General features: G+C 62.9%; 16 protein-coding genes. 10 read left to right on the top strand and 6 right to left on the bottom strand.

The annotated features are described in order from the left end of the window. Positions 1-96 precede the first annotated feature (96 nt). Positions 97-1,272: a M20 aminoacylase family protein gene (locus BWP39_RS27835; protein WP_096725438.1), complete on the top strand. Its 1,176-nt coding sequence runs from the start codon at positions 97-99 to the stop codon at positions 1,270-1,272. Positions 1,273-1,303: 31 nt separating this feature from the next. Further along, a complete protein-coding gene (locus BWP39_RS27830) occupies positions 1,304-2,533 on the top strand; it encodes a diaminopropionate ammonia-lyase (RefSeq protein WP_096726217.1) in 1,230 nt (409 codons plus the stop codon). Between the two features lie 18 nt (positions 2,534-2,551). On the opposite strand, the gene BWP39_RS27825 is transcribed toward BWP39_RS27830, so the two are convergent. Beyond that, a complete protein-coding gene (locus tag BWP39_RS27825; protein WP_096725437.1) occupies positions 2,552-3,241 on the bottom strand; it encodes a helix-turn-helix transcriptional regulator in 690 nt (229 codons plus the stop codon). A 175-nt stretch (positions 3,242-3,416) separates the two neighbouring features. On the opposite strand from BWP39_RS27825, the gene BWP39_RS27820 reads away from it, so the two are divergent. Beyond that, positions 3,417-4,415 carry a LysR family transcriptional regulator gene (locus BWP39_RS27820; protein WP_096725436.1) on the top strand — a complete coding sequence of 333 codons (999 nt, stop codon included), beginning with the start codon at positions 3,417-3,419 and terminating at the stop codon, positions 4,413-4,415. Between the two features lie 23 nt (positions 4,416-4,438). Here BWP39_RS27820 and BWP39_RS27815 read toward each other — a convergent pair whose 3' ends face one another. Continuing rightward, entirely contained in the window at positions 4,439-5,311 is an 873-nt protein-coding gene (locus tag BWP39_RS27815) for a LysR family transcriptional regulator (protein ID WP_096726216.1), read from the bottom strand. A gap of 146 nt (positions 5,312-5,457) precedes the next feature. Between BWP39_RS27815 and BWP39_RS27810 the strand changes: the two genes are divergently transcribed. Continuing rightward, positions 5,458-6,897 carry an MFS transporter gene (locus BWP39_RS27810; protein WP_096726215.1) on the top strand — a complete coding sequence of 480 codons (1,440 nt, stop codon included), beginning with the start codon at positions 5,458-5,460 and terminating at the stop codon, positions 6,895-6,897. 48 nt (positions 6,898-6,945) lie between these two features. On the opposite strand, the gene BWP39_RS27805 is transcribed toward BWP39_RS27810, so the two are convergent. Continuing rightward, a complete protein-coding gene (locus BWP39_RS27805) occupies positions 6,946-7,845 on the bottom strand; it encodes a DMT family transporter (RefSeq protein ID WP_096725435.1) in 900 nt (299 codons plus the stop codon). Between the two features lie 139 nt (positions 7,846-7,984). Here BWP39_RS27805 and BWP39_RS27800 point away from each other — a divergent pair, with 139 nt between their 5' ends. The 6 genes from BWP39_RS27800 (at position 7,985) to BWP39_RS31630 (ending at position 12,517) form a co-directional block, all read left to right on the top strand. Further along, on the top strand, positions 7,985-8,947 hold the full coding sequence (locus tag BWP39_RS27800; protein ID WP_096725434.1) for a helix-turn-helix domain-containing protein: 963 nt from the start codon (positions 7,985-7,987) through the stop codon (positions 8,945-8,947). 216 nt (positions 8,948-9,163) lie between these two features. Beyond that, on the top strand, positions 9,164-10,294 hold the full coding sequence (locus BWP39_RS27795) for an aminotransferase (RefSeq protein WP_096725433.1): 1,131 nt from the start codon (positions 9,164-9,166) through the stop codon (positions 10,292-10,294). Between the two features lie 6 nt (positions 10,295-10,300). Continuing rightward, positions 10,301-11,257, top strand: coding sequence for a threonine/serine dehydratase (locus BWP39_RS27790; RefSeq protein WP_096725432.1), 957 nt, complete (start codon positions 10,301-10,303; stop codon positions 11,255-11,257). Positions 11,258-11,312: 55 nt separating this feature from the next. Then, on the top strand, positions 11,313-11,765 hold the full coding sequence (locus BWP39_RS27785; RefSeq protein WP_096725431.1) for a hypothetical protein: 453 nt from the start codon (positions 11,313-11,315) through the stop codon (positions 11,763-11,765). Positions 11,766-11,912: 147 nt separating this feature from the next. Next, positions 11,913-12,170 (top strand): type II toxin-antitoxin system prevent-host-death family antitoxin, encoded by a 258-nt coding sequence (locus BWP39_RS27780; RefSeq protein WP_096725430.1) that lies wholly within the window; start codon positions 11,913-11,915, stop codon positions 12,168-12,170. 68 nt (positions 12,171-12,238) lie between these two features. Further along, positions 12,239-12,517 (top strand): hypothetical protein, encoded by a 279-nt coding sequence (locus BWP39_RS31630; RefSeq protein ID WP_133116955.1) that lies wholly within the window; start codon positions 12,239-12,241, stop codon positions 12,515-12,517. Positions 12,518-12,557: 40 nt separating this feature from the next. Here BWP39_RS31630 and BWP39_RS27775 read toward each other — a convergent pair whose 3' ends face one another. From BWP39_RS27775 to BWP39_RS27765, 3 genes are read right to left on the bottom strand one after another with little or no spacing between them, the layout of a single operon-like run. Beyond that, a complete protein-coding gene (locus tag BWP39_RS27775; protein ID WP_096725429.1) occupies positions 12,558-15,596 on the bottom strand; it encodes an FAD-binding and (Fe-S)-binding domain-containing protein in 3,039 nt (1,012 codons plus the stop codon). Between the two features lie 37 nt (positions 15,597-15,633). Then, positions 15,634-16,416, bottom strand: a complete 783-nt coding sequence (locus BWP39_RS27770) for a 2-keto-4-pentenoate hydratase (RefSeq protein ID WP_096725428.1) — start codon at positions 16,414-16,416, stop codon at positions 15,634-15,636. Continuing rightward, entirely contained in the window at positions 16,413-17,699 is a 1,287-nt protein-coding gene (locus tag BWP39_RS27765) for an MFS transporter (protein ID WP_096725427.1), read from the bottom strand. The genes BWP39_RS27770 and BWP39_RS27765 overlap by 4 nt, the downstream gene beginning before the upstream one ends. Between the last annotated feature and the right edge of the window lie 127 nt (positions 17,700-17,826).

Below are 17,826 nucleotides of genomic sequence, written 5' to 3'. Positions count from 1 at the left end.
GCTGTGCAAAGTTTTCTCACCAGATTGGTATTCGCCGGGAAAACGTCTCACGTGCCGCTCTTATACTCGTTGCATTCTATTTCCGGAGTCGTCGTCATGACCACTGCAACCTCGTTCGAGCAGCAACTGACGCAATGGCGTCACGGGCTGCACCGTCATCCGGAAACCGGTTTCGAGGAAGCGCACACGTCGGACTTCGTTGCGCAGGTGTTGAGCGGACTCGGTATGGATGTGCATCGCGGCATCGGCAAAACAGGGCTGGTCGCGAGTCTGACGCTCGGTAGCGGCCGTGGCGTAATCGGTTTGCGTGCCGAAATGGATGCGCTGAATATCGCCGAAGATGCAGCCGCGCGGCCCTACGCATCGCAGGTTGCGGGCAAATCGCACGCGTGCGGACACGACGGTCATATGACGATGATTCTCGGCGCCGCGCAACTGCTGTGCGAGCGGCGCGACTTCGACGGCACCGTGCGCTTCATCTTCCAGCCGGCGGAAGAGCATGGCCGCGGCGCGAAAGCGATGATCGACGACGGCCTGTTCGAGCGCTTTCCCGTCGACGAGATCTACGGCGTGCACAACATGCCGGGCATGCCAGCCGGACACATCGCCACGCGCGTGGGCGGCATCATGGCCAGCGAAGACAACTTCACGATCCACGTGAAGGGTCGCGGCACACACGCAGCGCGGCCGCACATGGGCGTCGATCCGATCGTGATTGCCGCGCAGATCGTGCTCGCGTTGCAAACCGTCGTGTCGCGCACGCTCGACCCCGGTGTGCCCGCCGTGATCTCATGCACCGAGATTCTTACCGACGGCATCCGCAATGCGATTCCGGGCAACGTGATCATCAAGGGCGATACGCGTAGCTATACGCCGGAGGTGCAGGCGCTGCTCGAAAAACGCATGCGTGAGATCAGCGAGGGGCTGTGCGCGTTAAACGGCGCGCAATGTGCGTTCGAATACACGCACGAGTTCGCGCCGACCGTGAACTGGGAAAGCTGCGTGCCGACCGTCGTCGAAGCGGCGACGCGCATCGTCGGAGCGGAGCACGTCGATGAAAACGTCCCACCGATGATGATCTCCGAAGACTTCGGCGCCTTCCTGCGCGTCGTGCCAGGCGCCTTCGCATTTATCGGCAACGGCGATGGTGACGGCCACGGCAGCACGCCGCTGCACAACGCGCGCTATGACTTCAACGACGACGTGCTGGTGACCGGCGCGCGCTACTTCGCGGAAATTGCGCGCCTGCGTTTGCCGCGTCACGCACAGTAAATCGACACCACGTGTACAAAACGATATGACGATGTTCATCACCAATCCGCAAGCCGTGCGCGACACCTACGATGTAGCGCTGCGGCAGATCATGAGTATCGAGCGTGCCGAAGAAAGCCGTCGCTGGCTCGCGCACTGGCCGATGCTTGCCGCCGAACCGACTCCGCTATGGTCGCTGCCCGATCTTGCCGCGCGCCTCGGCATCGCGCAGCTTGCGGTCAAGGATGAATCGAAACGCGCGGCGCCAGGCAGCTTCAAGGTGCTCGGCGCGCCGATCGCGCTTGTGCGGTTGATCGTCAGGCAGTTTGCCGTGCAGGAATGGACCGCGGCGGATCTGTTCGCCGGGCGTCATGCGGCGTTACTGGGCAGCTTCACTGTCGTCAGCGCCACCGACGGGAATCACGGCCACGCGCTGGCTGCCGCTGCGCAGAGTATCGGCTGTCGCTGCGTGATCGTGATTCATCGGCATGTGAGTGACGAGCGGGCTGCATCGATCGCGGCATTCGGTGCGCGGGTGATTCGTATCGATGGGAATTACGATGCGTCGGTGGTCGAAGCGGCGCGCCTTGCGGCGGAACATGGCTGGCATGTCGTATCGGATACGTCGTGGGATGGCTACGAGGAGATTCCGCGCGATGTGATGCAGGGTTACGGCACGATCGCTGCCGAAGCGATCGAACAGGCTGGCAGCGCGTCGCATGCAACCGCGTGTCCGTTTACGCATGTGCTGTTGCAAGGCGGTGTGGGTGGGCTTGCTGCGGGTATCGTCAGTTACTTCACGGAAATGTGGGGCGTGCAGCGACCGATGTTTATCGTCATCGAGCCGCAGCAAGCCGATTGCCTGCTGCAAAGCGCGCTCGCGCAGCGCGCGGCGCTCGCGACCGGTTCGGTCGATTCGGTGATGGCCGGTCTCGCGTGTGGTGCGACATCGCCGTTGGCGTGGCGTTTTCTTGCGCCATCGGTAGATGGCTTCATGACCGTCGATGACGACGAAGCCATCGACGCGATGCGGATCATCGCCGCTGGCGGGCCGCGTGATGTGCCGATTGTCGGCGGTGAATCGGGCGTGGCGGGACTCGCGGGTTTGATCGCACTCGCGAACCGCACCGGGTGGCGCGAACGCGCGGCACTCGATGCCGCTTCACGCGTGCTGTTGATCAACACCGAAGGGGCGACCGCGCCGAGTCTTTATCGTGAACTGGTTGGCCGTAGCGCGGATGATGTCCTTGCTGCACAGGTGCGTCATACAAGCAACCGCTAATCGCCACGGGCGCAACCATCACCCCCCACGAGCCCGCGCCCCCGTCCGCACCCGATAAGCGCACCGCCGCGCCCCGGCAAAAATATGCTCCTCACGCTCGATCGATCCATCCTCGCCGACGACCTCCGCGAACAGCTGCAACTCCGATCGGCAGAACCCCTGACACACCCGCGCAGCCGCGCAGATCGGACAGTGATCTTCGATCAGCAGCCAGTCGCGTCCATCCTTGCGCAGCTCGGCCATATAGCCTTCCGCGCGGCGAATGTCCGCCAGCTTTTCAAGCCGCGCCTTGAGCCCCTTCACCTGTTTGAGCGCGCCGACGTAACTTGCGCGCGTTTCCACTTCGCGCTGTTCGATTAAACGCTCGAGTCCTTCCTCGCCGAACAGCTGCCGGATCGATCCGATCAACTGGATGGTGAGCTGCGGATGCGCATCCGGAAAGCGCGCATGGCCCGCTTCGGTCAAACGCCAGTTTTGCCCCGGCCTGCCGGGGCTGTCCTGTTCCGTCTGACGTCCTTCGATCAAGCCGCGTGCATTCAGCTTCTGGATCTGCTGGCGCGCAGCTTCGCCCGTGATGCCCAGCTCCGTCGCAATCGCCGCCGTCGACGACGGCCCCTGCGTTTTCAACAGATGGAGGATGCGCTCCGACTGCTGCCGAGTGCCACCTTGGGTGATATGGTTTTCCAAGCTTTCATTTGCATATTTCATGAGGTCGCACTAATATCCAAGCCAATACTTGCATAATATGCCGGCCCGGGCCGACTGTCCACGTGATGAAAAATACGCAAACGGCAACATGGCGCGAAGCGGGACTAACTGCACTGACCAGCACGCGCGCATTCACACGAAGCGGCACAACCGCGACGCGCATCGGAGATTCAACGTGATAGACCGTGTCCAGGCGATGCGCATCTTCGTGCGCATCGTCGACGCCAGCAGTTTCACGCGTGCCGCCGAATCGCTCGAGATTCCACGCGCTTCCGCGACCACCACCGTGCAGTCGCTCGAATCGCTGCTCGGCGTGCAACTGCTCGTGCGCACCACCCGCAAAGTCACGCTGACCGCCGAAGGCGCTGCGTACTACGAGCGCTGCGCGCAGATTCTCGCAGCCATCGACGAAGCCGAATCGGGCCTCTTCAATCGCCCGGACAATCTGCGCGGCCGCCTGCGTGTCGACATGCCGGGCACCATTGCCGCAGCACTCGTCGTCCCGGCACTGCCGGCGTTTCACGCGCGGCATCCGCATATCGAACTCGTGATCGGCATCGGCAACCGGTCGATCGATCTGGTCGGCGACAGCATCGATTGCAGCATCGCGTTCGGCGAACTGCCGGACTCGGGGTTGATCGCGCGGCGCCTCGGCTTGCTTGAACGCATCACCTGCGCCAGCCCCGCGTATCTCGCGCGCTGCGGCACACCGCAAACGCTCGACGATCTCGCCGGCCACACTGCGGTCAACTGGCTGTCGGCCTACGGCGGCCGGCGCGCAGACTTCGATTTCGATGTCGCGACGCGGGCCGCGCGCGTGAAGATCGACGGCTTCGTACAGGTCAACGACGAACATACGTACCTTGCGTGCGGTGTCGAAGGACTTGGGCTGATCCAGCCGGGCCGTCACGCCGCGGCGCCGTATCTCGCGTCCGGGCAGCTCGTCGAAGTACTGGCTGCGCACCGGCCGCTGCCGATGGAAGTGTCCGTGGCCTATGTACGCAGCCGGCAGATTTCGCCACGCGTGCGTGCGCTGGTCGACTGGCTGGCGGAGTTGTTCGAGACGGCGCCCGGCATGGTCCGCATGCGGCACGCAAAATACACCGCACCGCTATGGCCCGTAAGCGATATGCGCGGCGACCGCCCGAGTCCGATCAAGACCGCCTCGCGTTGATGCAGAACGGACACCGTCCGCGTTCAATGCGCGAGCGAAGCAAACTCGTCGGTCACGGCCGCGATCAGCGCCTGCATGCGCGCGGTCTTGTACAGATCGGCATGCGCGACGAGCCACGCGTCGAAGCGGTCGACGCGCTGCGGCATCACGCGCACCAGTTCCGGCTCAAGGTCGGCGCGAAAGCACGGCAACTCGGTTACACCGAGCCCGGCGCACGCGGCTTCGAACAGCATCATCGTCGACGAGGTCTGAAACACCACCCGCCCGCGCGTCGTCGGCTCGCCGCATAGCGCGTCCCACATCGACGGTACGACCGGCTGCTGGTACATCACGAGGTCGTGTCCTTCGAACGCTTCGCCTTCGCGCGGCTCGCCGCGTGCTGCGATATACGCACGCGACGCGTAAACACCCGCTTCGAGCTGGGCCAGCCGCCGCGCGATCAGGTCCGGCGCATCGGGTCGCAACGTGCGGATCGCGAGATCGGCCTCGCGCCGCGTCAGGTTGGCGATGGCCGGCGAAGTCAGACAGACGATATCGATGCCTGGATGCTCCTTGCGCACCCGCGCGATGGCCGGAATTACGAAGCGTTTCGCCAGCGAATCGGTGGTCGCCACGCGGATCGTGCCGCTCAACTGGTCGTCGAGCCCCGCGACGCGCCGCTCGATCTGCAACGCGGCCTGCTCCATCGATTCGGCCGGCCCCTGCAGTGCCTCGCCCGCCGGCGTCAGCACGTACAACGTCGGCGTGCGCAGGAAGAGCTTCGCTGCGAGCGCTTCTTCGAGCGCGGCGATGCGCCTGCCGACCGTCGCCTGGTCGACGCTCAGGCGCGCCGCCGCGCCGCGCAGCGTGCCCGCCCGGGCCACGGCCAGAAAGTAGCGTGCGTTGTCCCAGTTCATCGTCATCCGCCTCCTTCAATAGGGTCTGGCACGTCCCGCCGCGCCTTCATCCGGTGATGCAATTCTGCATCATATACCTGCGAAATCGCTGCTTTATTGCATCAATAAACGTTTGTAGACTGCAACCCATGAACCGGAAGCCCGCCATGGCCGATTGCGCACTCACTCCACTGTCCCCCACCGTCACATCAACCGACGACGCGGCCGCGCGCCGCGTCGCCAATCGCCGCCGCCTGACGCTCGCGCTCGTCGCGAGCGGCATGTTCATGGCGGTGCTCGACACGACGATCGTCAACGTCGCGCTTCCCGCGATGCGCGCCAATCTGCACGCGAGCGTCGCTGGGCTTGCGTGGATCGTCGATGCGTACACGCTGAGTTTCGCCGCGCTGATCCTGGCCGGTGGCGTCGCGTCCGATCGCTTCGGCGCGAAGGCCGTCTACCTGTGGGGACTGGCGCTGTTCGTCGGGGCATCCGCGGCGTGCGGGCTGGCGCCTACGGTCGGCCCGCTGATCGCCGCGCGCTTCGTGCAGGGCATGGGCGCCGCGCTGTTCCTGCCGGCATCGCTTGCGATCGTACGCAGCACCTTCGACGATCCGCGCGAACGCGCCCGCGCCATTGCGGTGTGGGCTGGCATTGCGTCGGTGGCTGCGTCGATCGGACCGGTTGCAGGTGGCGTGCTGGTGGACGGCTTCGGCTGGCGCAGCGCGTTTCTGATCAATGTGCCGACCGGCCTCGCCGCGCTGGCCGGTGCGTGGATCGTCGTGCGAAGTGCCGCGCGAAGCAGCGCCGCCCGACGCTTCGACTGGCGCGGCCAGCTTGCGAGTACGATCGCGCTCGGCGCACTCTGCTACGCCGCCATCGAACTACCGACACGCGGCCTCGCGTCACGCGAAGTCTGGGTGGCGGCACTCGTCGCCGGGCTCGCCACGCTGACGCTGATCGCCGTCGAACGGCGCGCGCACGATCCCATGGTGCCGGTGCACTGGTTCCGCAATCGCGTATTCGTCGCGATGAACCTGACCGGTACGCTCGTCTATATCGGCTACTTCGGGTTGCTGTTCGTGCTGAGTCTGTATCTGCACGGCGAGATCGGACTCAATGCACGGCAGACCGGGCTCACGCTGCTGCCGCTCGCGGCAAGCTTATCGCTCGGCAACGTGCTGTCGGGCAAGCTGCAGGGCCGTTTCAGTGCAACTCAACTGATCGCGAGCGGCCTCGGGCTCGCCGCGTTCGCCGTGCCCGCGATGGCCGCGCTGCTCGAGGTGCATGCGCCGTGGCTGCTGGTGTACGGGACGATGGTGGCTTTCGGTCTGGGCACGGCGCTTTCAGTTGCGCCGATGATCTCGACGGTGCTCGAACAGGTGCCCGGTGAACTGGCCGGTGTCGCGTCCGGTTTGCTCAACGCGTTGCGTCAGGCGGGCAGTCTGTTCGGTGTCGCGATTGCGGGGGCTGCGACGATTCTCGCGCCGCATCTTTCGGTGGCGCTGTGGGTGGTGGGTGCGGTGGGGTTCACGACCTATGCGATCGCGGCTGTGATGGCCGGCACGGCGACGATGCGCACAGCTCCCGAACCTTCTCACCTTTAACGTCCGGCGGTGCTACTTCACTTTGCGCAAAGTCACGTGATCTGCGATCTACCGTGACACAACCGGCCGCGCAAAGAGCCGCCGCGTCAGATCGAATGCAACGAGATTGCCAGCCACGACGAGTACGAGGCCAACCACGGCAAGCGCCGACCATTGATAACCCTCGAACACCGTCGATACCGCCAGCGCCACGATCGGAAACAGCACCGTGCAATACGCCGCACGCTCCGGCCCGATCCGCCCGACGAGCGTTAGATATGCAGTAAAGCCGATCACCGAACCCGGCACGGCGAGATACGCAAGCGCGCCCAGATAGCGCGCAGTGGGTTCGACCGTGAACGGCAAGCCCGCAAGCGCACTGCCTACCGTCAGCACGACGGCACCGATCAGCATCGCCCAGCTATTGGTGACGAGCGGATGCAGCCCCATCGACTGCATCCGGCTCGACAGCAGATTGCCCGCCGAAAAACACAGCGTGCCGAGAAACGCGATGCCGAGGCCGAGCCACGTGGCGTGATCGCCGATGTGACCAGCCATCTGCTGGAGGAACAGGCAGACGATGCCCGCAAGACCAAGCAACGCGCCGACGATCGCCGCCGGTTGCAGCGGCCGTCCCATGAACAGGCGGCCATTGAGCGAATTCAACAGCGGCGCCGTGGAAAACACGACCGCCACAAGGCCGCTCGGCACGACCTGCTCCGCGTAGTAGAAGCACAGGAAATTCACGCAGAACAACGTAAGGCCCTGCGCGGCGAGAAAGCGCCATGCTTCGCGCGGCGGGCGCATGGGCCGGCGCATCACACGCAGTAGCGCGAACAGCACCGCCGCAGCGAGCCAGAAGCGCCACGCAATCGATACCGGCGGCGCCACGACGCCAAGCTGCCACTTGATGGCAATCCAGGTGGTGCCCCAGATCAGGACGGTCAGCGCGTAGAGCGAAAGATTCATGACGGCTTGCGGTAAAAGGCCCCGGACGATCCCGGAGCACGACTATGCGCCGCACGCAGTCGGGTGGCTTGTCCAGGATTGCGCACTTTTTCGCGCGCGCGGGCGGTGCTGGTGGCACACGCTCTATACTTCAGCCATCATGTCCCTCCGCTCATCGCCTCCCGCTCCCGACGCTGTTTTGCTGCCTGCTGGGGCGCTCCTTCCACAAGCCGGTTCCGCCGATACCCCGTTCGGCCTGCAATCGGTATGTCATACGCTGCGCGACGCCAACGCAACGCTCGAACGTTTTGCCTGGCTCGGCGACCACCTGGCAGTCGCCGAATGGACACGCCTCACCGAAGAAGCGGAAACCGTCTACGAACAGCCCGGCCATCACACACTGTCGTGCTATCTGGACGGCGGCTATCGCACGGAGCGTCAGAAGCTGCCCGGCCGCTTCGGTGCGCCGAGCCGTCTGTGCGCGCTGCCCGGCGATCACGAATCGCGCTGGTGGGTGCGCGGCCATATGCACTTCATCCATCTGTACTTCCTGCCCGAGCATTTCACGCGGCGCGCCGTTCAGGAACTGGATCGCGAGCCGCGCGAAATGACGCTTGCCGATCGCACTTACTTCGAAGATGCGCGTATCGCCAGCCTGTGTCAGTCGCTGGTGTTCGAGCAGTGGGACGATCCGGATGGACGGTTGCGCACCAACGAAACTGCCCACGAAGTGCTGAGCCTGCTGCTGCATTCGCAGGGCGTGCGGCGGGCCGGCGCGGTATTGAAAGGCGGGTTGTCGGTGGCGATACGCCGCAGGCTGCGTGATTACATCGATAGTCATTTGACGCAACCGATCACGCTCGGTGAGCTTGCCGGTGTCGCGGGTTTGTCGGAATTTCACTTTGCGCGGATGTTTCGGACGTCGTTCGGTTTGCCGCCGCATGCGTGGATTGCGCAGTTGCGTCTGGAGCGTGCACGTACGTTGTTGCGCACGACCGGGCTGCCGCTCGCTTCGGTTGCTGCGCATTGCGGGTATGCGAATGCCAGCCACTTTAGTCACCGGTTTCGTGAGGCGTTCGGGGTTGCGCCGGTGGTTTTTCGGCAGGCTGTACAGGCGGCTTGATACGAGCCGCCTGCGCAGTTGCCACTTCAAGATTCGCTGTGTTCGCCGCGCACGTCCTCCATCTGCGACGACCCTCGCACGACCGCTCCGACACGATTTATTCTATTTCGTCTATTTGAGACTTTCCGTCTATACTCATTCGCTGGCGTGTCGTGAGCTACGTACTACGGCGTATGTAAGCGACGAAACGCGTATCCAATCGATGAGGCAGAAGTCATGAAGATCAGGGAATTCGGTGTCGAGCGCTGGATGGATCAGTACGAAAACCACTGCGAGCTGAATCTGGCCGAGACGTGCGTGGAATCGCTGACCGTCGAAGAGCTGCTCGATCTCGCTGGCAAGAAGGATGCGATCCTCGCCGACGTGCTGCCGATGAAGCTGACCTACGGAGCGATCGACGGTACCGAACGGCTGCGTTCGAACGTTGCGTCGCTGTATGAGAAGCAAGCCGTGCCGAACGTGCTGATCACACACGGTGCGATCAGCGCGAACGCGCTGGTTTACGAAACGCTCGTTGAACCGGGCGATCACGTCATCTCCGTGCTGCCTACGTACCAACAGCACTATTCGATTCCGGAAAGCTACGGCGCGCAGGTGGAGATTCTGCGACTGCGTCCCGAGAACGGTTTCCTGCCCGACCTCGACGAACTCAAGCGCATGATCCGACCCGACACGCGGCTCATCGCGATCAACAATCCAAACAACCCCACTGGCTCGCTCATGGAGCGGCCGTTCCTCGAAGCACTCGTCGCGATCGCGCGGTCCTGCGGCGCGTACATCCTGTGCGACGAGGTCTATCGCGGCACCGATCAGCATGGCGACGGGTTCACCGTATCGATTGCGGACCTGTACGAGAAGGGCATCAGCACCGGCAGCATGTCGAAGACCTGGTCGCTTGCGGGCCTGCGGGTGGGCTGGATCGTTGCGCCAGTCGAACTGATCGGCCGCGTGCAGATTCACCGCGACTACAACACGATCAGCGTCGGCATGCTCAACGATCTGTTCGCGTCGATTGCGCTGGAAAATCGTGCGGCACTTTTGAAGCGCAATCACGAGATTCTGCGTACTAACCTCGCGGTACTCGATGCGTGGATCGCTAAAGAACCCGTGCTCTCGTATGTAAAACCGAAGTCTGGCACGACGGCGCTGATACGTGTCGATCTGCCGGTTTCGTCGCGTGACTTCTGCGTTGCGTTGCTGGAGAAGACCGGTGTGATGTTCACGCCGGGCAGCGCGCTCGATATGGAAGGCTACGTGCGTATCGGCTATACCAACAGCCGTGCGGTGCTCGAAGCGGGGCTTGCACGTGTCTCCGAATTTCTGACGACGTACGTTGCGGCGAGGTAAGCGAGCATGGATCAACTGTACGAGCGCATCGTCGAAGCGCATCGCGCGATCCGGCCGCAGGTTGCAGTGACGCCGCTCACGCATAGCCCGTTGCTGTCCGACGCGACCGGTTGTGAAGTGTTCCTTAAGTGTGAACATCTGCAGCACACGGGCTCGTTCAAGTTCCGCGGCGCGACGAACAAGCTGCGCTTGCTCGATCCCGCGCTGCGTCGTAACGGCATCGCCGCCGTGTCGACCGGTAATCACGGTCAGGGTGTGGCACTGGCCGGCAAGCTCGCCGGTGTGCCGGTCACTGTGTATGCGTCGGTCGCTGCATCGCCGGTGAAACTCGAAGCAATGCGCGCGCTCGGTGCGAACGTCGTGACGATCGACGCCTCGACACTCGAAGTCGAACTCGAAGCTGCGCGCCGCGCGCAACGCGACGGCCTGCCGTTCGTGCCGCCGTATAACGATATCGACGTAATCGCCGGACAAGGCACGATCGGTCTCGAACTCGCGGAGCAACACCCGCAACTTGCGGCGGTGTTCGCATCGGTGGGCGGCGGCGGAATGATCTCGGGCATCGGCGCAGCGCTCGAACAGGCGAGTCCGGCTACCGATATCGTCGGTTGCTGGCCGGGCAACGCACCGGCGCTTTATCGCTGCCTGGAAGCGGGCAAGGTCATCGATGTCGACGAAACCGATACGATCTCGGACGGCACCGCGGGTGGCGTCGAGCCTGGCGCGATCACGTTTGCGCTTGCGCAGCGTTTGATCGACAGGACGGTGCTGGTTTCCGAAGACGAGATCAAGGCTGCGATGAAACGCCTTGCGCAGACTGATCGCTGGATGGTCGAAGGCGCGGCCGGCGTTGCGCTTGCGGGCATGCTGCGAAGCGCAGATGCTTATCGCGGCAAGGCGGTCGCTGTCGTGCTGTGCGGGCGTAACATCATGCTCGACAAGTTCGTCGCGGCGGTGCAGTAGCGGCCCGCTGTAACGGGCACTCTCTATCTGAGCAGATTCATCCACGGTGCAGAACATGGTCGACCTTGCGACAGTCCTTCCAGCCAATCTTCCTGCCGCGATCGCGTGGGCAGAAGCGCAATCCCGCTTAGTGTTGAATACTGGCGCGCCATTGACGGAATCTGGCATTGCCGATGCGAGAGCCGTGGGTGTTGCCCGGCCTGAGCTAATCCGTGTGTTAGCTGTTCCCCACATGCCGCTGCCGGACGACGACGCGCTACGAGCCATCGCGCTCGACACCGGGCTACTTGGACCAGACGCGATCGGACTAACACTGGGTCACGCTATTTTCATCGTCGAGGGGCACGAATCGAGGCAACTGTTGACGCATGAATGCAGGCATGTCCACCAGTACGAGACTGCCGGCTCGATAGCCGCTTTCCTGCCCGTGTATTTTCAGCAGCTCGTTACGGTGGGTTATTACGATGCGCCGTTTGAAGTCGACGCTCGGGAACATGAGATCGATTAGGTATTGGACGACCAACCGCGTGGACCTCAGCAGCATCGCTGATTCGAAGCATCGCAAGTGGGTCTACAACGTTCAGGAAAAGCACCATTCCTTGCACGATCTGCGTCAATGCAGCAACATTGCCACCTTCGAGAACGGAGGTGTCCCATGAGCGTTCTGACTATGACCAGCCGCGAGTTCAACCAATCGACGAGTGAGGCAAAGAAGGCGTCACTGACCGGTCCGGTGTTTATTACGGATCGCGGTAAGCCTTCATATGTGCTATTGAGTATCGATGAATACCGGAAGCTTGCAGGTGGGATAACGACCCTTGCCAATGCGCTCGCACAACGCGGCGAGGATGAAGTCGAATTCGAGGTGCCGCGTGTCGGTGGTTTCTTTCGCGAGGCGGATCTCATCGTGTGATGAACCCCCTCCCACCTGGCGACCCCAATTTCATCTCGTTGACTTAACTCTGATATGAGTGCCCCGGAATGAGTGCCCTGGAAAATTACTATTCTGGCGATGAGCATTGGGAAAGATTCGAAGCGCTTTTCTTCCTACACAAGGATGTCCCTGAAGTCCGGGAAATTTCGAAGAAATTAGCTGGGAACGTGGGCCTTGCATGCGTAATCTATGGAACGATTGGACATCGTGGAGCTGAATGGCTCGATCGTAAAATTCCAGTTCTAGACGATATCCGGCCTCTCGATTGTGTTAATGACCCGGTCTTGATCAAGCGCTTAAGAGAAGCGTTGATGCGATTTCCATGAGCGCAGTGGGAAGCAGATTGGGCAGTCGTGGACCCCCACGTTAATGCGCCCGCTTAAGCGCCCACTCCAGCACCCGCGCAACATGCAGCGCATCGACACCCGCACCATCATGAATCTGATGCCGGCAGCTCGTACCGTCGGCCACCGTCACCGTATCCGCACCCGCGCGACGCACGGCCGGTAGCAGCGACAACTCCGCCATCGCCAGCGACGCATCGTAGTGCTCCGCCTCATACCCGAAGCTACCGGCCATCCCACAGCACGACGACTCCACCGTCGACACCTTCAGTTGCGGAATCCATCCCAGCACAGTCTGCACCGGGCTAAACGCGGCAAACGCTTTCTGATGACAATGCCCATGCACGAGCGCCTGTGACGCCCCAGTCAACGGCTGCAGATCGAGCTGCAAACGCCCAGCATCGGCCTCGCGTACGAGAAATTCTTCAAACAGGAACGCAAGCTTCGACAGCTTCACGGCATCGTCGCCGAAGCCGTAATGCAGGAATTCGTCGCGCAGCGTCAACAAGCACGACGGTTCGAGGCCAACCACCGGCACACCGCGCGCGACGAACGGTCGCAACGCATCGAGCATGCGGCGCGCTTCCCGCTTCGCTTCATCGACGAGCCCGGCCGTAAGAAACGTGCGACCGCAACATAACGGCCGCTCGCCTGCCACCGTATTGAAATGCACCGTATACCCCGCCGCTTCGAGCACGCGTTGCGCCGCACGCGCGTTGTCCGGTTCGATATGGTTGTTAAAGGTATCGACGAACAACAGCACCTCTTTCTGCGCGACCGCGCTCTCCGGATGCGCGGCAGGTGGCGTTATCGTTGACAGAAACGACTGACGGAAAGATGGCAACGCGCGCTGCGGCGCGAAGCCAAGCATGCGTCGCGTCCACGCAGACAACACCGGTACATTGTTCGCAAGCGCGACGAGTCGAGGCATACGGCTCGCGAACGGCGCATAGCGCGGCAGGTACGCGACCAGCTTCTCACGCATCCGCACACCGTGACGGCCAGCCCACGCCGCACGCGCTTCGATCTTCAGCTTCGCCATATCGACGCCGGTCGGGCAATCGCGCTTGCAGCCCTTGCACGACACACACAGGTCGAGCGCATCCTTCACTTCGACGCTAGCCAGCCCGGCATCGCCGAGTTGTCCCGACAGCGCGAGACGCAGCGTATTCGCGCGGCCACGCGTGACATGTTGCTCGTCCTTCGTCACGCGATAGCTCGGACACATCGTGCCCGCATCGAACTTGCGGCAATGGCCGTTGTTGTTACACATCTCCACTGCTTTCGCGAGACCGCCAGACAGATCGCCACCGCTACCAGCCGGCGTTTCGGCGCCGGTCAGCGGATCGCGTTCGACGTTCCATGCGGACCAGTCGAGTGCTGGCGTCAGCGCGCGCTCGCGATACCCAGGCGCGAAGCGGAAATGACGTGCGTCATCCATCGCAGGCGGGCGCACGATCTTGTCCGGATTGAAGCGATTGTCGGGATCGAGCAACTGCTTGATCTCACCGAATGCGCGGTTCAAACGCGGACCGTACTGCCACGCAATCCATTCGCCGCGACACAGTCCGTCGCCGTGTTCGCCCGAATACGCGCCCTTGTATTCGCGCACGAGTGCCGCCGCTTCGTCCGCGATGGCGCGCATCTTGTGCGCGCCATCGCGACGCATGTCGAGAATCGGCCGCACGTGCAGCGTGCCGACGCTGGCGTGCGCATACCACGTGCCTTCGGTGCCGTGGCGATGGAACACCTCGGTCAGACGGCTCGTGTAGTCAGCGAGATGTTCGAGCGGCACTGCGCAATCCTCGATAAACGACACGGGTTTGCCGTCGCCCTTCATGCTCATCATGATGTTCAGACCGGCCTTGCGCACTTCCCACAATGCCTTTTGCGCATTCGCGTCTGGCATCTGCACGACCGACCCGGGCAAGCCAAGATCGCCGATCAGCTCGGTCAGTTGGCCGAGCGCGGCGAGCTGCACATCGCGCGCATCGCGGGCGAACTCGACCAGCAGGATCGCTTCGGGTGCGCCGACCAGCGCCTGTTCGATCACCGGACGAAACGCGGGGTTGCTGATCGCGAGATCGATCATCGTGCGGTCGACCAGTTCGACCGCAACCGGATGCAGCTTGACGATGTGTTGCGTGAGTTCCATCGCCTGCCGGAAGGTCGGGAAGTTCACGACGCCGAGCGCTTTGTGCGCGGGCAATGGCGCGAGCTTCAACGTCAGTTGCCGACTGAACGCGAGCGTGCCTTCCGAGCCGACCAGCAGATGCGCGAGGTTCGCCGAACCATCGTCGGTATAGGCGCGCGGGTTCTGGCAATCAAACAGGTCGATGTTGTAGCCGCCCACGCGGCGCAGCACTTTCGGCACGCGCTCGACGATCTCGTCACGTTCGCGCAATGCAATACGTTTCAATCCATCGACGATCTGCTGCATCCGCGCACCATCCGGCGCCGTATGCAGCGACCCGAAGCGCGCGTTCGTACCGTCCGCGAGCACCGCGTCGATCGCGTCGACGTTGTGCACCATGTTGCCGTATTCGATCGAGCGCGAGCCGCACGAATTATTGCCGGCCATTCCGCCGATCGTGCACTGCGCAGCCGTCGATACATCCACCGGAAACCACAAACCGTGCGGCTTGAGCCACGCGTTCAGATGATCGAGCACGACGCCGGGTTCGACGGTGACGGTGCGCGCGGCTGCATCGAACGCGACGATGTTGTTCAGCCATTTGCTCGTATCGATCACCAGCGCTTCGCCCACCGTCTGTCCGCACTGGCTCGTACCCGCGCCGCGCGCAAGCACCGGTACTTTTTCGCTGCGCGCGACTTCGAGCGCAATGCGCAGGTCGTCCTGATCGCGCGGCACAACCACACCGAGTGGCGTGATCTGGTAGATCGATGCGTCAGTTGCATAGCGGCCGCGGCTTGCTGCATCGAACAGCACGTCGCCGCGCAAAGCACTGCGCAGACGGCTCGCGAGCGGTGTCGACACGCGCGACGCCGTCGGTACCAGATGAATCGGCTGCACGAGCAGTGAAGCAGTGGGATTCGTCATGAGATCGTCGGTCGGGGAAATGGGCTACACGTTACGTTCAGCGCAGCACGAGACTCACCGGTGCGAGCCCATCGATATGCCCGCTCAGTTCGCCCGCGCTTTCCGGGAAGAACATGCCGGTGTACGAGCCGGTCGTGATTACCCATTCCGGAGTCACTGCGATACGCTGTTTCCGCGTGCAATGATTGACGAGCCATGGAAGTAGCCGCCGCGGATCGCCGGCTGGATTCGACGGTGCGCTGTGCAACACATGGCGGCCGTCAAAGTGAAGCTGCAGCGCCGGTGCGACAAACGGAAAGTCCTCGCGATAACGCGTGAACTCGCCCACGATCAACGCGCCGTGATTCTGCAAATCGGCGAGCTGTGCAAGCCGGTCGACGTCGGGCCAACCGGCATAGCGGCTCGCGACGATCTCGACGGCGGCAGCGATCGAATCGATACCTGCGAGCACTTCGGCATCGCTATACGGTTCATTCGACGGCTCGAAGCGGCGCGCGAAGCGAAACGCGATCTCCAGTTCGAGCCCAGCGGGCACGTAGTCGCCACGCGTCAGGCACACACCGCTCGCGTGTATGCCGGCAGCCGGCAACGGTGCGCCCTGCACCGGCGCTACCGGCGTTTTTGCGCCGACCTTCCAGCCGCCGATGCGCGCATCGGCAAGCCACAGCGTCTCGTGCTGGATCGCATACGCGGCGTCGGCGTCCGCGGGCACGAGGTCCGGCGCGGGTGCGTCGAGCTGCGTGCGCGCCGCGCGGGCACTCGCGAGCATCTCGCTCAATGCATGAAGCGGCGCGTCCAGGCGCCCGGCGAACGAGCTCATGCTCCGACTCCCGTTGCCGGATGTGTGCCCGGGGGCACGTCCAGTTCGAAACGACTATCGGGCTGCATGCGGAACGCGAGCACGACGCCGATCGCCATCAACAGCATGCTGCCGGCAAACGGCAGCTCCCAGCTACCAAACGTATCGATCAGGAAGCCCGAGAACACCGGCGAGATAATCGCGGCGAGCGCCGAGCCGGTATTCATCATGCCGCTTGCGGTGCCCGAGTATTGCGGCGCGATGTCCATCGGAATCGCCCACATCGGACCGATCGTCATTTCGGCGAAGAAGAAGCCGCCGGAGAGACACACCATCGAGACATACAGGTTGTGCACGAACATCAATGGCACCAGCGAAAGCAGCGTCAGCAGCATGCAGATCGACACCATCCAGCTACGCGCCCGCTTCAGGCTGCGCGTGCGCTCGAACAGACGATCGGTCACCACGCCACCGAGCGTATCGCCAAGCACACCCGCAAAAAACACCGCCGAAGCAAACACCGCCGACTTCTTCAGATCGAGTTGATAGCTATGCAGGAAGTACTGCGGAATCCAGCTTAGAAACAGCCACAACGTCCAGCCGTAGCAGAAGTACACAATCGTGACCGGCGTCATGCGCTTGAAGAGACGCCGCCACGGCACATCGGCGGCTTTCGGTTTCGGCGCGGGCAACACGTCGAGTTCGTCCGTCGTGATACGCGGATGGTCCTTCGGATATTCGGTGAACGTCACCGCCCACACGATCACCCACAACAGACTGATCGCGCCGCAGATATAAAACGATTCGCGCCAGCCCCACGTCGCCATCACGAGCACGATCGCGCCGGGCGCGACCGCGTTGCCGATGCGCGCCGCGGCATGCGTGATGCCCTGCGCGAAGCCGCGCCGTTCTTTAGCGACCCAGCGCGACATCGCCGCCGTGGCCGCCGGAAACGTGGCGCCTTCGCCAAAACCGAGCAGCAGGCGCGCGGCGAGCAGCGACGTGAGACCACCGGCAAAACCCGTCAACAGTGTCGCGAGTGCCCAGATCGCACCGCACGCGATCAGCGTGCGCTTCGCACCGAAGCGATCGCTCACCCAGCCGCCGACAATCTGGAACACGAGATACGGATACGCGAACGCCGAGAACACCAGCCCGACTTCGGTATGCGACAGCTGGAATTCCTTGCCGAACCCTGCCGCCGCCGTACTGACGTTGACGCGGTCGAGGTACGTGATGAAGTACATGATGCACAGCATGATGAGAACGATACTGGTCGGACTGGTCAGGCGAAACCGCTTCATCGTTTGTCTCCGTTGCTGGCCGGCGGCGCACGGACGCCGGGACCAGGTGCCTGCATGGGTAAATAACTACGTTCTGTTCGCGCAGTTCAATAGGCTGCTCGCTGAGCGGGCTAGCTGTCGGGTTTGC

The organism is Paraburkholderia acidicola (genome assembly GCF_002362315.1).
GTDB lineage: Bacteria > Pseudomonadota > Gammaproteobacteria > Burkholderiales > Burkholderiaceae > Paraburkholderia > Paraburkholderia acidicola.
This window is presented reverse-complemented; position numbering and strand designations above follow the sequence as displayed.

Coding starts and splice junctions, on each gene's coding strand:
- BWP39_RS27835 (WP_096725438.1), top strand. CDS start 97: ATGACCACTGCAACCTCGTTCGAGCAGCAACTGACGCAATGGCGTCAC.
- BWP39_RS27810 (WP_096726215.1), top strand. CDS start 5,458: ATGGCCGATTGCGCACTCACTCCACTGTCCCCCACCGTCACATCAACC.
- BWP39_RS27790 (WP_096725432.1), top strand. CDS start 10,301: ATGGATCAACTGTACGAGCGCATCGTCGAAGCGCATCGCGCGATCCGG.
- BWP39_RS27785 (WP_096725431.1), top strand. CDS start 11,313: ATGGTCGACCTTGCGACAGTCCTTCCAGCCAATCTTCCTGCCGCGATC.
- BWP39_RS27825 (WP_096725437.1), bottom strand. CDS start 3,241: ATGAAATATGCAAATGAAAGCTTGGAAAACCATATCACCCAAGGTGGC.
- BWP39_RS27770 (WP_096725428.1), bottom strand. CDS start 16,416: ATGAGCTCGTTCGCCGGGCGCCTGGACGCGCCGCTTCATGCATTGAGC.
- BWP39_RS27780 (WP_096725430.1), top strand. CDS start 11,913: ATGAGCGTTCTGACTATGACCAGCCGCGAGTTCAACCAATCGACGAGT.
- BWP39_RS27815 (WP_096726216.1), bottom strand. CDS start 5,311: ATGAACTGGGACAACGCACGCTACTTTCTGGCCGTGGCCCGGGCGGGC.
- BWP39_RS27800 (WP_096725434.1), top strand. CDS start 7,985: ATGTCCCTCCGCTCATCGCCTCCCGCTCCCGACGCTGTTTTGCTGCCT.
- BWP39_RS27830 (WP_096726217.1), top strand. CDS start 1,304: ATGTTCATCACCAATCCGCAAGCCGTGCGCGACACCTACGATGTAGCG.
- BWP39_RS27795 (WP_096725433.1), top strand. CDS start 9,164: ATGAAGATCAGGGAATTCGGTGTCGAGCGCTGGATGGATCAGTACGAA.
- BWP39_RS31630 (WP_133116955.1), top strand. CDS start 12,239: ATGAGTGCCCTGGAAAATTACTATTCTGGCGATGAGCATTGGGAAAGA.
- BWP39_RS27805 (WP_096725435.1), bottom strand. CDS start 7,845: ATGAATCTTTCGCTCTACGCGCTGACCGTCCTGATCTGGGGCACCACC.
- BWP39_RS27765 (WP_096725427.1), bottom strand. CDS start 17,699: ATGAAGCGGTTTCGCCTGACCAGTCCGACCAGTATCGTTCTCATCATG.
- BWP39_RS27775 (WP_096725429.1), bottom strand. CDS start 15,596: ATGACGAATCCCACTGCTTCACTGCTCGTGCAGCCGATTCATCTGGTA.